The 15,472-nt window shown below is 71.7% G+C and carries 15 protein-coding genes; 4 read left to right on the top strand and 11 right to left on the bottom strand.

The genetic code is table 11. The annotated features are described in order from the left end of the window. Window positions 1-109: 109 nt before the first annotated feature. From ACFW5B_RS34550 to ACFW5B_RS34540, 3 genes are read right to left on the bottom strand one after another with little or no spacing between them, the layout of a single operon-like run. A complete protein-coding gene (locus tag ACFW5B_RS34550; RefSeq protein WP_386448835.1) occupies window positions 110-1,246 on the bottom strand; it encodes a dipeptidase in 1,137 nt (378 codons plus the stop codon). Next, window positions 1,243-1,779 carry a 5-(carboxyamino)imidazole ribonucleotide mutase gene (gene purE, locus ACFW5B_RS34545; RefSeq protein ID WP_386448832.1) on the bottom strand — a complete coding sequence of 179 codons (537 nt, stop codon included), beginning with the start codon at window positions 1,777-1,779 and terminating at the stop codon, window positions 1,243-1,245. Before purE ends, ACFW5B_RS34550 begins: the two co-directional genes overlap by 4 nt. Beyond that, window positions 1,776-2,948 carry a 5-(carboxyamino)imidazole ribonucleotide synthase gene (locus ACFW5B_RS34540; protein WP_386448841.1) on the bottom strand — a complete coding sequence of 391 codons (1,173 nt, stop codon included), beginning with the start codon at window positions 2,946-2,948 and terminating at the stop codon, window positions 1,776-1,778. The genes purE and ACFW5B_RS34540 overlap by 4 nt, the downstream gene beginning before the upstream one ends. A 185-nt stretch (window positions 2,949-3,133) precedes the next feature. Here ACFW5B_RS34540 and ACFW5B_RS34535 point away from each other — a divergent pair, with 185 nt between their 5' ends. Both ACFW5B_RS34535 and ACFW5B_RS34530 read left to right on the top strand, forming a co-directional pair. Beyond that, window positions 3,134-3,559 carry a protease inhibitor I42 family protein gene (locus tag ACFW5B_RS34535; RefSeq protein ID WP_386448829.1) on the top strand — a complete coding sequence of 142 codons (426 nt, stop codon included), beginning with the start codon at window positions 3,134-3,136 and terminating at the stop codon, window positions 3,557-3,559. Between the two features lie 137 nt (window positions 3,560-3,696). Next, window positions 3,697-4,206 carry a GtrA family protein gene (locus tag ACFW5B_RS34530; RefSeq protein ID WP_386448826.1) on the top strand — a complete coding sequence of 170 codons (510 nt, stop codon included), beginning with the start codon at window positions 3,697-3,699 and terminating at the stop codon, window positions 4,204-4,206. A 37-nt stretch (window positions 4,207-4,243) separates the two neighbouring features. On the opposite strand, the gene ACFW5B_RS34525 is transcribed toward ACFW5B_RS34530, so the two are convergent. Beyond that, the gene (locus ACFW5B_RS34525) at window positions 4,244-5,491 is read right to left on the bottom strand and encodes an ATP-binding protein (protein WP_386448823.1); all 1,248 of its coding nucleotides are present in this window, start codon (window positions 5,489-5,491) and stop codon (window positions 4,244-4,246) included. Between the two features lie 16 nt (window positions 5,492-5,507). Next, window positions 5,508-6,188: a response regulator transcription factor gene (locus ACFW5B_RS34520; protein ID WP_018093159.1), complete on the bottom strand. Its 681-nt coding sequence runs from the start codon at window positions 6,186-6,188 to the stop codon at window positions 5,508-5,510. Window positions 6,189-6,698: 510 nt separating this feature from the next. Here ACFW5B_RS34520 and ACFW5B_RS34515 point away from each other — a divergent pair. After that, the gene (locus ACFW5B_RS34515; protein ID WP_386448820.1) at window positions 6,699-8,204 is read left to right on the top strand and encodes a peptide MFS transporter; all 1,506 of its coding nucleotides are present in this window, start codon (window positions 6,699-6,701) and stop codon (window positions 8,202-8,204) included. 82 nt (window positions 8,205-8,286) lie between these two features. On the opposite strand, the gene ACFW5B_RS34510 is transcribed toward ACFW5B_RS34515, so the two are convergent. The 6 genes from ACFW5B_RS34510 to ACFW5B_RS34485 form a co-directional block, all read right to left on the bottom strand. Then, a complete protein-coding gene (locus ACFW5B_RS34510) occupies window positions 8,287-9,690 on the bottom strand; it encodes a hypothetical protein (protein WP_386448838.1) in 1,404 nt (467 codons plus the stop codon). A gap of 29 nt (window positions 9,691-9,719) precedes the next feature. Next, a complete protein-coding gene (locus ACFW5B_RS34505) occupies window positions 9,720-10,979 on the bottom strand; it encodes a hypothetical protein (RefSeq protein ID WP_386448817.1) in 1,260 nt (419 codons plus the stop codon). Then, window positions 10,976-11,965 carry a hypothetical protein gene (locus ACFW5B_RS34500; RefSeq protein WP_386448815.1) on the bottom strand — a complete coding sequence of 330 codons (990 nt, stop codon included), beginning with the start codon at window positions 11,963-11,965 and terminating at the stop codon, window positions 10,976-10,978. Before ACFW5B_RS34500 ends, ACFW5B_RS34505 begins: the two co-directional genes overlap by 4 nt. Window positions 11,966-12,107: 142 nt before the next feature. Then, on the bottom strand, window positions 12,108-12,833 hold the full coding sequence (locus ACFW5B_RS34495) for an LPXTG cell wall anchor domain-containing protein (RefSeq protein ID WP_386448812.1): 726 nt from the start codon (window positions 12,831-12,833) through the stop codon (window positions 12,108-12,110). 278 nt (window positions 12,834-13,111) lie between these two features. After that, entirely contained in the window at window positions 13,112-13,612 is a 501-nt protein-coding gene (locus ACFW5B_RS34490) for an ATP-binding protein (RefSeq protein WP_386448809.1), read from the bottom strand. Window positions 13,613-13,783: 171 nt separating this feature from the next. Beyond that, window positions 13,784-14,152 carry an STAS domain-containing protein gene (locus tag ACFW5B_RS34485; RefSeq protein ID WP_018093152.1) on the bottom strand — a complete coding sequence of 123 codons (369 nt, stop codon included), beginning with the start codon at window positions 14,150-14,152 and terminating at the stop codon, window positions 13,784-13,786. 385 nt (window positions 14,153-14,537) lie between these two features. Between ACFW5B_RS34485 and ACFW5B_RS34480 the strand changes: the two genes are divergently transcribed. Then, on the top strand, window positions 14,538-15,350 hold the full coding sequence (locus ACFW5B_RS34480; protein ID WP_386448806.1) for an RNA polymerase sigma factor SigF: 813 nt from the start codon (window positions 14,538-14,540) through the stop codon (window positions 15,348-15,350). The last annotated feature ends 122 nt before the right edge of the window (window positions 15,351-15,472 follow it).

Genomic DNA, 15,472 nt, shown 5'->3' with positions numbered 1-15,472 from the left:
CCCCGCGCAGCGGACCCCCGCCCGCCGCAGGCGACACGGCGAGGGCACCGCGAAGCGGGCCACAAACGGCGAGCAACCACCACGGCGGGAAAGCCAAAAACGTGGGAGGTCAGCCAAGGGCCACCGATTCCGCCGCCCGCAACACTCGCACCGCGTTACCCCAGGTCAGCTTCGCCAGGTCCGCCTCCGACCAGCGGCGGTCCATCAGTTCGGCGATGAGGTTGGGGTAGCCCGCAACATCGGTCAGGCCGTCAGGCGTGAAGGCCGTGCCGTCGAAGTCGCCGCCGATGCCGATGTGGTCGACGCCGGCGACCTCCCGCATGTGGTCGAGGTGGTCCGCGACGGTGGCCGCGGTGGCCTTGGGGCGCGGGTGGGCCGCCTCGAAGGCGCGCTGGACGGTCATGCCGGCCTCGGTGGTGTCGAGGTGGTGCAGACCGTGCGCGCGCATGTTCTCGTCGGCGCGCCGGGTCCATTCGACGGCGGCGGGCAGTACGAACTTCGGGACGAAGGTGGCCATCGCGACACCGCCGTTGGCGGGCAGCTGGGCGAGCACGTCGTCGGGGATGTTGCGCGGGTGGTCACAGACGGCCCGGGCCGAGGAGTGCGAGAAGATCACCGGCGCGGTGCTGACGCGCAGCGCGTGGCGCATGGTGTCGGCCGACACATGCGAGAGGTCGACCAGCATCCCGCAGCGGTTCATCTCCCGGACGACGTCTTCGCCGAAAGCCGTCAGCCCGTGGTGGCGCGGCTCGTCGGTCGCGGAGTCCGCCCAGTCGATGGTGTCGTTGTGGGTGAGCGTCATGTAGCGCACGCCCAGTCGGTACAGCGCGCGCAGGGTGGCCAGTGAGTTGTTGATGGAGTGGCCGCCCTCGGCGCCCATGAGGGACGCGATCCGGCCCTCGGCGCGGGCCGTCTCCATGTCGTCGGCGGTGAGGGCCAGGCGCAGGTCGCCGGGGTAGCGGGCGACCAGCTGCCGGACCACGTCGATCTGTTCGAGGGTGGCGGTGACGGCCTTGTCGCCCGCGTAGTCACTGCGTACGTACACCGACCAGAACTGTGCGCCGACGCCGCCGGCCCGCAGCCTCGGCAGGTCGGTGTGCAGATGCGCGGACTGGTCGACGGCGATATCGCGCCGGTCGAGGTCGTAGCGGACCTGTTCGCGCAGTGCCCAGGGGAGGTCGTTGTGCCCGTCGACGACGGGCCAGCGGGCGAGCAGATCGCGTGCCGCCCGCTGGGAGGAGGTCACTTGGCGCCGCCGAAGCCGAAGCCGTTCGGGGTGGCGACCTTGTTGCGCAGCCGCTTGCCCTTCTCGGTGGCCTGGTCGTTCAGCTCCTGCTGGAACTCCCGCATCCGGTCGAGGAGTTCGGCGTCCTGGGTGGCCAGGATGCGGGCGGCGAGCAGTCCGGCGTTACGGGCGCCGCCGACCGAGACGGTGGCGACGGGCACGCCGGCCGGCATCTGCACGATGGACAGCAGGGAGTCCATGCCGTCCAGGTACTTCAGCGGGACGGGGACGCCGATGACCGGCAGCGGGGTGACCGAGGCGAGCATGCCGGGGAGGTGGGCGGCGCCGCCGGCGCCCGCGATGATCACCTTCAGGCCGCGCTCCGCCGCCTGCTCGCCGTACGCGACCATCTCGCGCGGCATGCGGTGCGCCGAGACGACATCGACCTCGTGGGGGATCTCGAACTCGGCGAGGGCCTGGGCCGCGGCCTCCATGACGGGCCAGTCGGAGTCGGAGCCCATGACGATGCCGACCACGGGGGAGCTCTTCATCATTCGGTGATCGTTCCTCGCAGGTAGCCGGCGGCATGAGCGGCGCGCTCGCGCACGTCGGTCAGGTCGTCGCCGTAGGTGTTGACGTGTCCGACCTTACGGCCGGGCTTCACGTCCTTGCCGTACATGTGGATCTTCAGCTGCGGGTCCCTCGCCATGCAGTGCAGGTACGCGTAGTACATGTCGGAGTAGTCGCCGCCGAGGACGTTGGCCATCACCGTCCAGCGGGCGCGCGGGCGCGGGTCGCCGAGCGGGAGGTCGAGCACGGCACGGACGTGGTTGGCGAACTGCGAGGTGATCGCGCCGTCCTGGGTCCAGTGGCCGGAATTGTGCGGGCGCATCGCGAGTTCGTTGACGAGGATGCGGCCGTCGGCGGTCTCGAAGAGCTCGACGGCCAGATGACCGACCACGCCGAGCTCCTGGGCGATCCGCAGCGCCAGTTCCTGGGCCTGGCCGGCCTGCTCGGGGTCGAGCCCGGGCGCCGGCGCGATCACGGTGTCGCAGACGCCGTCGACCTGGACGGACTCGACGACGGGGTAGGCGACGGCCTGGCCGTGCGGGGAGCGGACGATGTTGGCCGCCAGCTCGCGGGTGAAATCGACCTTTTCCTCCGCGAGGACGGGCACCCCGGCGCGGAACGGCTCCTCGGCTTCCTTGGAGGATCGTACGACCCAGACGCCCTTGCCGTCATAGCCGCCGCGGACGGTCTTGAGGACCACGGGAAAGCCGTCCGTCCCGTCGCCCGACCACCGCCCCTCACCGAGGCGCTCCGCGCCGCCCCCGCTGATCTCGGCCGCGAAGCGCGCCACGTCCGCCGGGTCGGAGACGATGCGGTGCCGTGGGCAGGGCACGCCGATCGCGTCCAGCTTCGCCCGCATCACCCCCTTGTCCTGGGCGTGCACGAGCGCGTCGGGGCCGGGCCGGACGGGGATGCCGTCGGCCTCCAACGCCCGTAGGTGCTCGGTGGGAACGTGCTCGTGATCGAAGGTGATCACATCGCAGCCGCGCGCGAAGGCGCGCAGCGTGTCCAGATCGCGGTAGTCGCCGACGACGACATCACCGACCACCTGGGCCGCCGAATCCTGCGGAGTGTCACTGAGGAGCTTGAACTTGATGCCGAGGGGGATACCCGCCTCGTGGGTCATACGGGCGAGCTGACCGCCGCCGACCATGCCGACTACCGGGAACGTCACGCCCCCAGGGTATCCGCCCGGCTCCGCGGCCCCGATACCGGCTTGGATGATCCTCTGAGTTCGCACGTTCGAAGAGCGCCGAGGGAAGATCGGCAACGGCCCCGGCAGTCGGGCCGGGGTGCGGGACCGACGCCCGGAGCGGGCCCGGCGGATGGGGAGGCCGGATGGAGCACAGCGGCATATCGAGGGGCACCAGGACGCTGGTGATCGCCGTCGCGATCACCACGCTGCTGATCGCCCTGCACTCCGTTTTCAGCCAGTTGTCCGCGCCGGAGGTCTATGGCGCGGACGACACCGAGATCGCGGTCTCCCCCGGGGACCGCTTCAGCGTCCGGGTCGCCGACGACCCCTCCGACGGCTACCGCTGGATCATCGCCGAGCCCCGCCCCGATCCGGCCGTCCTCAGGGCCGCCGGATCACACGTGGCCACCGGCGGCCCGCCGCCGGCCGGGCCCGCCCGCTACCTCGCCTTCGAGGCCGTCCGTCCGGGCCGTACGGACTTACGGCTGCTGCGCTGCCGGCGCTGCGGCCCCGGCGCGGCCGAGGAGGCGGACGCCCGGAGCCTCAACTTCCGTGTCACCGTCGGCTGACCCGGACGGCCCGCCGGGGGTTGCACGGCACCCCGTCGCATGGCAGGCACCCTCATCGGGGCGTGGTTAGCATGAGGGAGCGGGCCGGGGTTGACGGGCCGCGGAGACCGCCCACGACGGGGAGCTGAACGATCACCATGAGTGAACGGAGCGCACTGCGGTCGCGGCTGGAGGCGCTCGCTCGTGAACTGGTCAAATTCGGCGCGGTCGGCGGCGCGGGGGTCGTGGTCAACTTCGCGGTGTTCAACCTCGTACGGCAGCTGACCGAGGTGCCCGTCGTCCGGGCCAGCATCATCGCGACGGTCGTGGCCACCGGCACCAACTACCTCGGCTACCGCTACTTCACCTACCGGGACCGCGACAAGCGGGGCCGCACCAAGGAGCTGTCGCTCTTCCTGCTGTTCAGCGCGATCGGGCTGGTGATCGAGAACGGTCTGCTCTACGTCGCGACCTACGGTTTCCACTGGGACAGCCCGCTGCAGAACAACCTCTTCAAGTTCCTCGGCATCGGCCTGGCCACGCTCTTCCGCTTCTGGTCCTACCGCACCTGGGTCTTCCGTACGCTGCCCGCGCGGGAGGCCATAGAGACAGCCGAGTCCTTCCTCGCCGACGGCTCCCGCCGCCCGCGCAGCGCCTCCCGGAAGTAGCCCCTCCCCGAAGTGGTCCGGGGCGCTCCGCCGCCGGTCACTCCTCGGCGGGCTCCGCCTCCCGGGCCAGGAACAGCGCGAAGACCGGGGGATGCTGCTGGAGCAGCTCCAGCCGCCCGCCGTCCGCCTCCGCCAGGTCCCGGGCGACGGCCAGCCCCAGACCGGTGGAGTTACGGCCGGAGACGGTCCGTTCGAAGACCCGTGAGCCGAGGTCCGCCGGCACCCCGGGTCCGGCGTCGGTGACCTCGACGACCGCCTGGTTGCCGGTGACGCGGGTGCGCAGGGCGACCGTCCCGTCGCCGTGCATCAGGGAGTTCTCGATCAGGGTGGCCAGCACCTGGGCGACCGCGCCCGGGGTGCCGACGGCCCGCAGGCCCTTCTTGCCGGAGCGCACGATGGCCCGTCCGGCGCTGCGGTAGGCCGGCCGCCACTCCTCGATCTGCTGCTTGACGACCTCGTCCAGGTCGAAGGCGACCGCCGAGCCGCTGCGCGGGTCCCGGGAGTTGGTCAGCAGCCGCTGGACGACATCCGTCAGCCGCTCCACCTGGGCCAGCGCGATGGTGGCCTCTTCCTTCACGGTGTCCGGGTCGTCGGTGAGGGTGATCTCCTCCAGCCGCATGGACAGCGCGGTCAGCGGCGTCCGCAGCTGGTGGGAGGCGTCCGCGGCCAGCCGCCGCTCGGCGGTCAGCATCCGGGCGATCCGCTCCGCGCTGGCGTCCAGCACATCGGCGACCCGGTCCAGCTCCTGGACGCCGTAACGGCGGTGCCGCGGGCGGGGGTCGCCGGAGCCCAGCCGCTCGGCGGTCTCCGCGAGATCGGTGAGCGGCGCGGTCAGCCGGCGGCCCTGACGGACGGCCAGGATCACCGCGGCGATGATCGCCAGCAGCGCCACGGCCAGAATGACCAGCAGCGTCCGGCCGATCTCCGCGCTGACCAGGGAGCGGGACTCCTGGACCGCGACGGACTCGCCACGGTCGCCGTGCACCCGGGACTCGATGACATCGCCCGAGGGCCGCTTCCCGATCTCGATCGGGGCCTTGCCGGGCACCGTGATCCGCGCGTACCGCTTGGCGGTGATCTGCTCGGAGAGCACGTCCGGGGTGATCTTCTCGCCGCTGCCCAGCCGGCTCTCCACTATCCCGACGAGCCGGATCGCCTCGGAGGCCACGCTCTCCTGGGCGCCGGCCTCGATGGTGCGGGTCTCGACGATGACGAGCGAGATGCCGAAGACGGCGATCACGACGAGCACCACGGCGAGCGTGGAGTTGATCAGACGGCGGCGCACGGGCTCGTGGCTCTTCTCAGCTTTTTTCGAATCGGAAGCCGACACCGCGGACGGTGGCGATGTAGCGGGGGTTGGCGGCGTCGTCGCCGAGCTTCTTGCGCAGCCAGGAGATGTGCATGTCGAGGGTCTTGGTGGAGGACCACCACGTGGTGTCCCAGACCTCGCGCATCAGCTGGTCGCGGGTGACGACCCGGCCGGCGTCCCGTACCAGGACCCGCAGCAGGTCGAACTCCTTGGCGGTGAGCTGGAGTTCCTCCTCGCCCATCCAGGCGCGGTGCGACTCGACGTCGATGCGGACCCCGTGGGTGGCCGGCGGCTGCTGGGGTTCGGCGGTGGAGCCGCGGCGCAGCAGGGCCCGTACCCGGGCGAGGAGTTCGGCGAGCCGGAACGGCTTGGTGACGTAGTCGTCGGCGCCGGCGTCCAGGCCCACCACGGTGTCCACCTCGTCGGCGCGGGCGGTCAGCACCAGGATGGGGAAGGAGTGGCCTTCGTTGCGCAGCCGGCGGGCGACCTCCAGACCGTCCATGCCGGGCAGCCCCAGGTCGAGGACGACGAGGTCGATGTTCCCCTGGAGACCGGCGTCGAGCGCGGTCGGGCCGTCCTCACGCACCTCGACGTCGTAACCCTCGCGGCGCAGGGCGCGGGCGAGTGGCTCCGAGATGGACGCGTCATCCTCGGCGAGCAGTACACGGGTCATGGCCCGATGGTAGTCCGATGTACCGGAGCCGAGGGGGCGGACCAGCGCGGATGGCCGACGACGGACCGTTCCTGCAGCACTGCCGCGCTGAGCTGCGGAAGCCTCGGGCGCGCGCGAGGGCGCGCGATCGAACGACGGGCGCCGATGGTTCCCGTAAGCCATGTGACCGTTGTCTCACGCAGCCCTCACGGGATGGAACCGGTCGTATGGTGGATGCACGTATGACGCACAACCCCCACGGGGCCTTTGACTCTCCACTGAGTCATCGGTCCCTCGTTGTGTGCGGGGTCGCGACAAGGGCCCCGGTACACAGTGATCGACCTGCCGACCGGGTCCGGCGCGCTTGCACCTTCGGGCGTGGAATCCGGGGTACGACCGTCCTGTCGGCCCCTCAGGGGCGCCGAGCCTCCCGGACGGGGAGGGCGGGCGGGACTACGCCGGTGCCGGCCACCCCCCACCCGGGCGCGTATCGGTCTGCCGAACGCGTCCCGTAGCAGCAAGGAAGCATCCATGGCGTCCAGCCTGACGAAGGACGCCGCCCAGCAGGGGACCCCTGCCGACGGCGGCAAAACCTTCTTCGGCCACCCCCGTGGCCTGGCCACTCTCTTCATGACCGAGATGTGGGAGCGCTTCAGCTTCTACGGCATGAAGGCCCTCCTCCCGCTGTACCTGATCGCGCCGGGCGGCATGCATATGCAGGCCACCACGGCCACCGCGATCTACTCCGTGTACATCGCGATGGTGTACCTGCTCGCCATGCCCGGCGGCTGGGTGGCGGACCGTTACTGGGGACCGCGCAAGACGGTCGTCATCGGTTCCGGTGTCGTCATCGCGGGTCACATCACGCTCGCGCTGCCCACGTCGGCGAGCTTCTTCGCCGGTCTCATCCTGGTCGCGATCGGCTCCGGTCTGCTGAAGGCCAACATCTCCACGATGGTCGGCCACCTCTACGACGGGCCCGAAGACCCGCGCCGTGACGGCGGTTTCACGCTCTTCTACATCGGCATCAACCTCGGTGCCTTCCTGGCCCCGCTGTCCATCGGCACCGTCGGCGAGAGCGTCAACTGGCACCTGGGCTTCACGCTCGCCGCCGTCGGCATGGCCCTCGGCCTCATCCAGTTCCTGCTCGGCACCCGCGGGCTGAGCCCGGAGAGCAGCGTCGTCGCCCAGCCCGCGACGCCCGAGGAGAGGGCGTCCATGCTGCGCAAGGGCCTGCTCTGGCTGGCCGCCACGGCAGTCCTCTACACCGCGCTCGCGCTGACCGGTAACTTCGCCGACTGGGCGCTGATGCCGATCACCATCGCCGGTCTGGTCATCCCGGTCGCGGTGCTGGCCCGGATGAAGCGCGACAAGGAACTCACGGACCTGGAGCAGTCCAAGCTCTCCGGCTACATCTGGTTCTTCGTGGTCGCCGCCGTCTTCTGGATGATCTACGACCAGAACGGCTCGACCCTGTCGATCTTCGGCGAGAAGTCCACCACCAACAACCTGCTGGGCTTCGGCTTCCCGACGTCCTGGTACCAGTCGCTGAACCCGATCTTCATCATGGCGCTCGCCCCGCTGGTCGCCTCGGCGTGGCTGTGGCTGAACAAGCGCGGCAAGGAGCCGAGCACCGCCGTCAAGTTCGCTTCCAGCCTCGGGCTGATCGGCATCTCGTTCGCCGTCTTCCTCATCCCGCTGATCGACACCGCGGCCAACGGCGGCAAGGTCAGCCCGATGTGGCTGGTGGCGGTCTACTTCATCCAGACCGTCGGTGAGCTGTGCCTCTCCCCCGTCGGTCTGTCGGTCACCACGAAGATGGCGCCCGCCAAGTACGGCTCCCAGATGATGGGTGTCTGGTTCCTCGCGGTCACCGCGGGCGACTCGGTGGCGGGTCTGCTGACGTCGCCGCAGCTGAACGTCGACCTCAACACCTCGGCCTCGGTCGCCGTCGAGGCCGTCCTCGCGGTCGTTGGCGGCATCGGCATCTGGACGTCCCGCAAGCGGGTCAAGGAGATGATGGGCGGCGTCAACTGACGCCGGCCGGCCCCTGACAACGTAAAGGGGGCGTCGCACCGCCGGTGCGACGCCCCCTTCGTGCGTCCGTGGACGTGGCGCGTCAGCGGACCTGTTCCCGGCGCCGCGGCAGGAACGTGAACACCGCGCCGCCCAGCAGGATGACGGTGCCCGCGACGAGGCCCAGCGCGGTCAGCGCGCCGTGGCCGCCGGCTCCGGTCTCGGCGAGGCCGCCGCCGCTGCCGCCCGAGACACTGGCCGGTCCCGCCGCGCCGCCGGAGGCCGCCGCGCCGCCGGCACCGCCCGCCGAGCCGCCCGACGTACCGCCCTGCTGCGCCGAGGTGTCCAGGGCGAGCGAGACGCCCGGGTCCTTCTCCGGGGTGCAGGTGGTGGTCGTCCCGAGGGCGTTGACGGTGAGCACGCCCGGGGTCAGCGTGGCCTTGCCGGTGGCGCCCGGCTTGTAGGTGCCCTTCAGGCCGGGGATCTCGATCGGCTGGCCGGACTTGATGGGCCCGGCGTTCGTCGGCCCCTCGACCTTCACCGACCCCTTGTCCGCGCCGCCGACCTTGACGGCCATCGACGGCTTGACCGCACCCTTGGGGATGTCCGCCGGGCTGTCCATGACGGACTTGCCGAACTTCACCGTCAGGTCGTAACTGCCGCCCTTCTTCACGGCGTTGACCTGCACCGGCGAGGTCGCCTTCTTGTCCCCGATCGGCGTCTTGCAGGCGTACGGGACGTTGACCTCCTTGCCCTTGTACGCGGTGCCGTCGGGGTCACCGCCGGTGCCGCCGGAGCCGCCGGACGTCGTGGCGCCGGACGAACCGGCGGTCGTGCCGCCGTCGGTGCCGCCGGAGGCCGTACCGGCGGAGCTGCCGCCGGACGTGGTGCCGCCCGTCGTCCCCGCCGTGCTGCCGCCGGTCGTGCCGGACGTACCGCCGCCGGTGGTCCCGGACGTACCGCCGCCGGTCGTGCCGCCGGAACCGCCCCCGCCATCGGTCACCTTGATGGTGACCGCGGGCCGCACCGTCTCCTTGGGCGAGCACTTGGTGTCCGTCGAGATCGGCTGGTTGACGTTGATGTTGTAGAAGCCGGGCGTCAGCGTGACCTCGCCCGGCTTCGCCAGCTTGAGCTTGCCCTTCATGTCGGACAGCTTCATCGCGCCGCCCTTGGGGATCGGCGGGTTCTCCCGCGGCCCCTGCATCGCCAGGTCGCCGGTCTGCGCCCCGGCCACCTTGATCGTGCCGGTCGGCTGGACGGTGTTCTCGCCCAGGTCGAGGATGTCCGGGTTCTTCGAGGCGCCCTCGATGGTCTTCCAGACCACCTCGATCTCCTCGCCGACCTTCGCCGTCGCCGGCGCGCTGACCGCCACTTTGGTGGTGCCCTGGATCGGCGGCAGCCCGGATATCGGCGGCGGCAGACACTCCGTCTTGTACGACACCTCCGCTGCCTGGGCGGTCCCGGCCGCAGTCATGATGCCCGCACCCGCGAGCACCAGGGCGGCCATCGAGGCCACCGCTCTCCTCCGTTGCCTCATCACGCAGAACCTTTCGACGTAGGTCGTTCGGTTGATGTGGTGGTGGACGGTGCGGTGTCCGGGGTGAACCACGGCAGCGGGCCGGCGTCGCCCGGCGTACCGGGAGCGTCCGGGGCGCGCTTGCGCGAGGTCCGGTTCCTGAAGCGGTGTCCGGCGCCGGGCGGCCGGCCGGCGGCGTGGGCGCGTCCGGCCGGGTGCGGCCGGCCCGCGGAGCGAGCGCGGCCCGGCCGGTGCGGGCGGACCCGGTCCACGAGAGCCATCCCGATGCGGAACACCGCCGTCGGGACGACCACGCAGAGCAGCACCCAGAAGAGCGTCACGCCCCAGGGCCGGCCGACGCCCCAGGGCTGTTCGACCAGGACCGTGCCGCCGTATTTGAGGGAGACCAGATAGTCCCCGTGTGCGCCGGCCGGCAGCTCGACCGGCAGTCTGACCTCGGCTCTCTTCCCGGCGGGGACGGTGCCCCGCCACTGCTGCTCCGCCCATTCGGGCGCGAAGACCCCATGGGAGGTGCCGATCCGGAAGACCGGGTTCCTGGCCGGCGCCGACCCGAGATTGCCGACGGTGACCCGCAACTCCCGCTGGGGCGGGGCGCCGAACCAGGTCAGCAGGCCGCTGCTGCCGGTCAGCCGCGGCTGGGCGACGACCGCGAGCCGGCCGCCACCGCGCTCCTCGGGCAGCGGCGCCACCGGGTGGCCCGCCACCTTGAACGGCGCCTCCGCGTCGGCCGCCGCCCCGGTCACGGTCGCCACATGCACCACACAGGGGCAGGGCTTGGGCGGCTCGGCGACCGGGAGCTTGCGGCGGAACGTGCCGTGCGCGTCGGTGGTGACGGCCCGTCCGTCGCCGTTGGCGCAGGAGTTGGTGCCGCCGATCATGTTCTGGCCGCAGATCAGCAGCGTGAGCAGGGCCTTGGGCCGCCAGCCGCGGCCGCTCACGGTGACGCCGCCGCCCTTGCCGGCCTCCTCGGCGGAGAGCCGGATGGTGGGTCTGCCGTCGGAGGAAGTGGCGTACGGGGCGGCTGCATTTGAGGTGTACGAGGCGGAGGCGGCGTACGGAGCCGGGCCGGCTCCGGCGTTCGGGGCGGCGTGCGCGGCCGACGGCAGGGCGGGCGCCAGGAGGCACAGCACCAGCGCGGCCGCGGCCCGCCCTCGCCGCCGTCGTGGGGCACGCTCCGCGGCACGCGCCTCCCGGAGCGCACCGTCACGGGCCCGGCCGAGGCCCCTCGTCCCGCCCCTGCTGCCCGTTTCGCCGTTCACGCGCGCGCTCCCGATCCGGTGCTCGTCAATTCCGCCGCCGGGTCCGCGGGTTGCCCGCCGGCCGGCCGCGCACCGCCGCTCCCGATCGGCTCAGGCGCGCCCTCCCGTACGCCGCCCGTCCTCTCTGCACGGCGTCGCCGGCGGACGGCCACCAGGACGCCGCCCGCCGCCAGGAGGAACGCCGGAGCGGCGACCACACCCCAGGGGAGCGCGGTGTACGAGGCCGTCGCGGACCCGTGGGCACCGCCGTCCGCCGTCGCCGTCAGCCGCACCTCCACCGCGTCCAGCGCGGGCGGACCGGCCCAGGTCTCCGTCAGATCGGCGCTCTGCCCGGGAGCCAGCCGGCCCGGCAGGGCGCGGACGGCCCGCCGCAGCACCGGGCCGAAGACCCCGTCGGCGCGCACCGCGAGCCGCGGGGCGAGCACCGTGTTGCCGCGGTTGACCAGCGTGTACCGGATGACCGCCGCGTCGCCCCGGGCGCGCACCGACACGTTCTCGACGGTCAGCGCGGCCAGCGCCGGCCCGGTCACCCGCAGATGCACCGGCACGGTGTCCCGCCCGGCCACGCCGCGCCCGGTGCCGCCGCCGGTCGCGATCAGGGCGGCGGGGTGCTCGCCGGGCGCCGCGTCGGGCGGCACGGTCACCGTGAACGGGACGGCCGCCCGGGTGCGCGGCGGGACCCGCACCTCCTTGTCGGCGAACGCGATCCAGGCGCCGGTGCCGCGCAGCCGTACGGTGACGGCCCGGCCGGTGGGGTTGCGCAGCGACAGCCGGTCGTTCATGACGGTGCCCGGCGCGCCCGCCAGGTAGAAGTACGGACGGTCCCGGTCGCCGGGCGTGACGCCGGGACCGGGCGCGGGCGCGGCGGACCAGCCCGGCGGCGCCGGTGCGGCGGCCGGCCGGGCGGCGGCCGCGGCGGGGCACAGCAGCACGGCGACGGTCGCGAGGATCGCACCGCTGACCGCTGTGCGGGGACGGAACGGCATCGGCGGCTCCTGGTGCGAGGGGGGGGTGCCTTCCCGGGCCGGCCGGCGCGGCGGGGCGCACGGGAGGTGTGGGACGTCCGGAGAACGGCGGGGCGTACAGGGAGAGCGGTGCACCGCGCGGGTCGGCCTCCCGCGCGGCGGATCACACCCGCTGGTGACGGCGGGTCAGCCAGAGCGCGCCGGCCGCACCGGCCAGCAGTACCGTGCCGCCGAGGGTGCCCAGCGCGACGGCGGAGTCCGCGGGCCCGGTCTGCGGCAGCTGCCCGCCGGCCGAGCCGCCGCCCGTGGCGGAACCGCCGGTGCCGCCCGACGCGCCGCCCGCGCCGCCGCCGGAGCCCTTCACATCGAGGCTCAGCGAGGGCTTCGGATGGTTGCTGGGCGTGCAGGTGGTGGTGGTGCCCAGCGCCTTGATGGTGAGGGTGGACGCGGTGAAGGTGACCTTGCCGCTGCCCTTGGGTGTATACGTGCCACTCAAGTCACTGATCTTGATCGGGGTGTTGGCCGGAATGGACTGGTCGTTCGGCGGCCCGGAAACCGGTACCGTCCCGCTCTCCGCACCGCCCAGCTGGATCAGCGCGGTCGGCTTCATGGCCCCCTTGCCCAGCTCCACCGGACTGGAGGAGACCCCCTTCTGGAAAGACATGACGAGCTTGTACGCGCCACCGCTGGGCGTGCTCCTGATGTCGATGGGCGAGACCGCGCCCTTGCTTCCGATCGGCGTCTTGCACTGGTAGTTGACGTCCACGACCTCGGCGTGGGCGGCCGGGGCGGTGAGCATCACCGCGGATCCCGCCGCCATCGTCACGGCCACGGCGAGGCCGGCCGCCCGGCTCGGGCGCCTGCCGTGCTGTTCGTAGAAGCGGGCCACCTCGGTTCCCCTTCTCCCGGGAGCGCACCGCCGGCGGTACCTGACGGCACATCAGATTGGCCGCTCAAGGTACGCCGGGGACCTTGCCGAGGGAAGGCCATGCACAGCCCCGATCGCTCCGGGCCCGGGACAGCGGGGAATTCCGGCCTCGGACCCGACGACCGGGCGGCACCGAACGGAAGATTCCGCACACGACGAAGCGCGGGCCCGGAAGGCCCGCGCTCAATTCTTCCCCGCTTCTCCGCTTCCGTGGTTCCCCAGGGAAAGCCGCCCGCCCGTCAGAACGGCGCGGCGAGCTCCGCCCATACGGTCTTGCCCGCGCCGTCGGGGTTGCGCACCACGCCCCAGTCCAGGCACAGCCGCTGCACGATGAACATGCCGTGACCGCCGGGACGGCCCGGCCGGTGCGGACTGCGCGGCGCCGGTGAGCCCGTACCGAGGTCACTGACCTCCAGGCGCAGCACTTTGGCCGTACAGCGCAGCCGCAGCTCCTCCGGCCCCTCGGCGTGCAGACAGGCGTTGGTGACCAGTTCCGAGACGACGAGCAGCACATCCTCGGCCGCGGCACGCCGGTCCGCGCCGGCCGCCGGCAGCCAGCCCCAGTCGTGCAGGGCCTGCCGGGCGAAGTCACGGCCTCGCGCCACGGCCCCGCGGGTGCCCGCCAGGCGCAGCCGGCGGATCTGACCCGCCGGGGCGGCAGCCGCCGGGGCGGCGGAAGCGCCGGCGCCGCCCGGCTCCGGGCCGAGATCGCCCGGCGGGTACGGCCGGGTGGTGCTCATCAGCGCTTCACCTCACCGATTCGCCTGTTCACGGAAAACAGATACTGACTGATTCAACGGATTCAGATGTCTCCTGCCCGACCGGACGGTGAGAACACCCACTTCTTGGGTACGGAAGTTGTGACACGTACTACGTGCCCGGAATGCAACGTTCCGGACGCCGCCGCCACGTCAGTCGGCCAGTGCCGCATCGAGCGAGTCGTGCACGGTGAAGACCGCCTCCGCGCCCGTGATCTCGAAGACCCGGGCCACCACCGGCTGCATCCCCGCCAAATGCACCCCGCCCCCCTCGGCCTCCGCCTTCAGGCGCGCGCCGAGCAGCACGTTGAGACCGGTGGAGTCCATGAACTCAAGGGGTGAGCAGTCCACCACCAGGCGTGCGTAGCCGTCGTCCACGCAGCCCTCCAGTGACTCACGCAACAGATCAGCCGTGTGGTGATCCAGCTCACCGGAGACCGTCACCACCGCGCTGGCGCCGTGATGGCGGATCTCGACGTGAAGCCGGCCCCGGCTTGCACTGCCGACCGTCCCGCGGTCCATGCGCGCGCACCCCTCTTGCTGTCTAGACGACTGTTTGCTTACGACTGCGCTCGTCGAACCCTACGCCTTCCTGTCGCCTGCCGGTAGCCGAACAATCCGCATATTGCCCAATATACGGACAACACGCACTTGCCATCTTCAGCCAAACCCAGGTAGGCGTAGAAGCACACATTCGAAACGGCCGGCTTTGGAGGCGCCGCACACCGCAGCTTCGCGTAGAGGCATCGGCAGCCATATGCCGAGAACGATGGAGGAGACCATGTCACCCCGGCTCGACGAATTGCGCACCGACGACACCCGGCAGCCCGCATCGTCGACAACCCCGTCCGACCCGACCGGACAGATCCCTGCCCAGTCACTCCCTGCCGAATCAGATCCGGCAGGAATGCCTGAGATCGACGATCTGCCCGAGATCCCGCCGTTCGACGAGGTGGGCCCGGTGGACGCGAGGGCTCTGTCCAAGACCCTCTTCGAGCGACTCGAAACGCTCGAGGAAGGCACCCATGAATTCGCGTACGTCCGCAACACCCTGGTCGAGCTCAATCTCGCCCTGGTGAAGTTCGCGGCCTCCCGGTTCCGCTCCCGCAGCGAGCCCATGGAGGACATCGTCCAGGTCGGCACGATCGGCCTGATCAAGGCGATCGACCGCTTCGAACTCAGCCGTGGCGTCGAGTTCCCGACGTTCGCGATGCCGACCATCGTCGGCGAGATCAAGCGCTTCTTCCGCGACACCAGCTGGTCCGTGCGGGTACCGCGGCGCCTCCAGGAGCTGCGTCTGGACCTCGCCAAGGCCGGCGACGAACTCGCGCAGAAGCTGGACCGCGCCCCCACGGTGCACGAACTCGCCGCGCGCCTCGACATCAGCCGTGACGAGGTCGTCGAGGGCATGGCCGCGAGCAACGCGTACACCGCGAGCTCGCTGGACGCGCAGCCCGAGGAGGACGACAGCGAAGGCGCGCTGGCGGACCGCATCGGCTACGAGGACCACGGCCTCGAGGGCATCGAGTACGTGGAGTCCCTCAAGCCGCTGATCGCCGAGCTCCCGCCGCGCGACCGCAAGATCCTCTCGCTGCGCTTCGTCGCCAACATGACGCAGTCCGAGATCGGCGAGGAGCTGGGCATCTCCCAGATGCACGTCTCCCGTCTGCTCTCCCGCACGCTCGTCAGACTCCGCAAGGGCCTGATGATCGACGAGTGAGGGACCCGCGGTCCCTGCCGGCCCACCGTGGCCGGCAGCCGCCCGCGCGGAGGAGGGCCCGCCCCGGGGAGTCACCGGGACGGGGGGCGCCGGCTGTTTATTGGCGGTGGGGGCGGGGGGGC

It is taken from the genome of Streptomyces sp. NPDC058773, from assembly GCF_042746015.1.
Classification (GTDB): domain Bacteria; phylum Actinomycetota; class Actinomycetes; order Streptomycetales; family Streptomycetaceae; genus Streptomyces.
Note: the sequence above shows the minus strand (reverse complement) of the source record. Positions and strands in the feature narration are given on the sequence as shown.

Excerpts from the sequence above, each read along its gene's own strand:
- ACFW5B_RS34480 (WP_386448806.1), top strand. The coding sequence starts at position 14,538 with ATGCCTGAGATCGACGATCTGCCCGAGATCCCGCCGTTCGACGAGGTG.
- ACFW5B_RS34515 (WP_386448820.1), top strand. The coding sequence starts at position 6,699 with ATGGCGTCCAGCCTGACGAAGGACGCCGCCCAGCAGGGGACCCCTGCC.
- ACFW5B_RS34500 (WP_386448815.1), bottom strand. The coding sequence starts at position 11,965 with ATGCCGTTCCGTCCCCGCACAGCGGTCAGCGGTGCGATCCTCGCGACC.
- purE (WP_386448832.1), bottom strand. The coding sequence starts at position 1,779 with ATGATGAAGAGCTCCCCCGTGGTCGGCATCGTCATGGGCTCCGACTCC.
- ACFW5B_RS34540 (WP_386448841.1), bottom strand. The coding sequence starts at position 2,948 with ATGGTCGGCGGCGGTCAGCTCGCCCGTATGACCCACGAGGCGGGTATC.
- ACFW5B_RS34530 (WP_386448826.1), top strand. The coding sequence starts at position 3,697 with ATGAGTGAACGGAGCGCACTGCGGTCGCGGCTGGAGGCGCTCGCTCGT.
- ACFW5B_RS34510 (WP_386448838.1), bottom strand. The coding sequence starts at position 9,690 with ATGGCCGCCCTGGTGCTCGCGGGTGCGGGCATCATGACTGCGGCCGGG.
- ACFW5B_RS34520 (WP_018093159.1), bottom strand. The coding sequence starts at position 6,188 with ATGACCCGTGTACTGCTCGCCGAGGATGACGCGTCCATCTCGGAGCCA.
- ACFW5B_RS34535 (WP_386448829.1), top strand. The coding sequence starts at position 3,134 with ATGGAGCACAGCGGCATATCGAGGGGCACCAGGACGCTGGTGATCGCC.
- ACFW5B_RS34490 (WP_386448809.1), bottom strand. The coding sequence starts at position 13,612 with ATGAGCACCACCCGGCCGTACCCGCCGGGCGATCTCGGCCCGGAGCCG.
- ACFW5B_RS34485 (WP_018093152.1), bottom strand. The coding sequence starts at position 14,152 with ATGGACCGCGGGACGGTCGGCAGTGCAAGCCGGGGCCGGCTTCACGTC.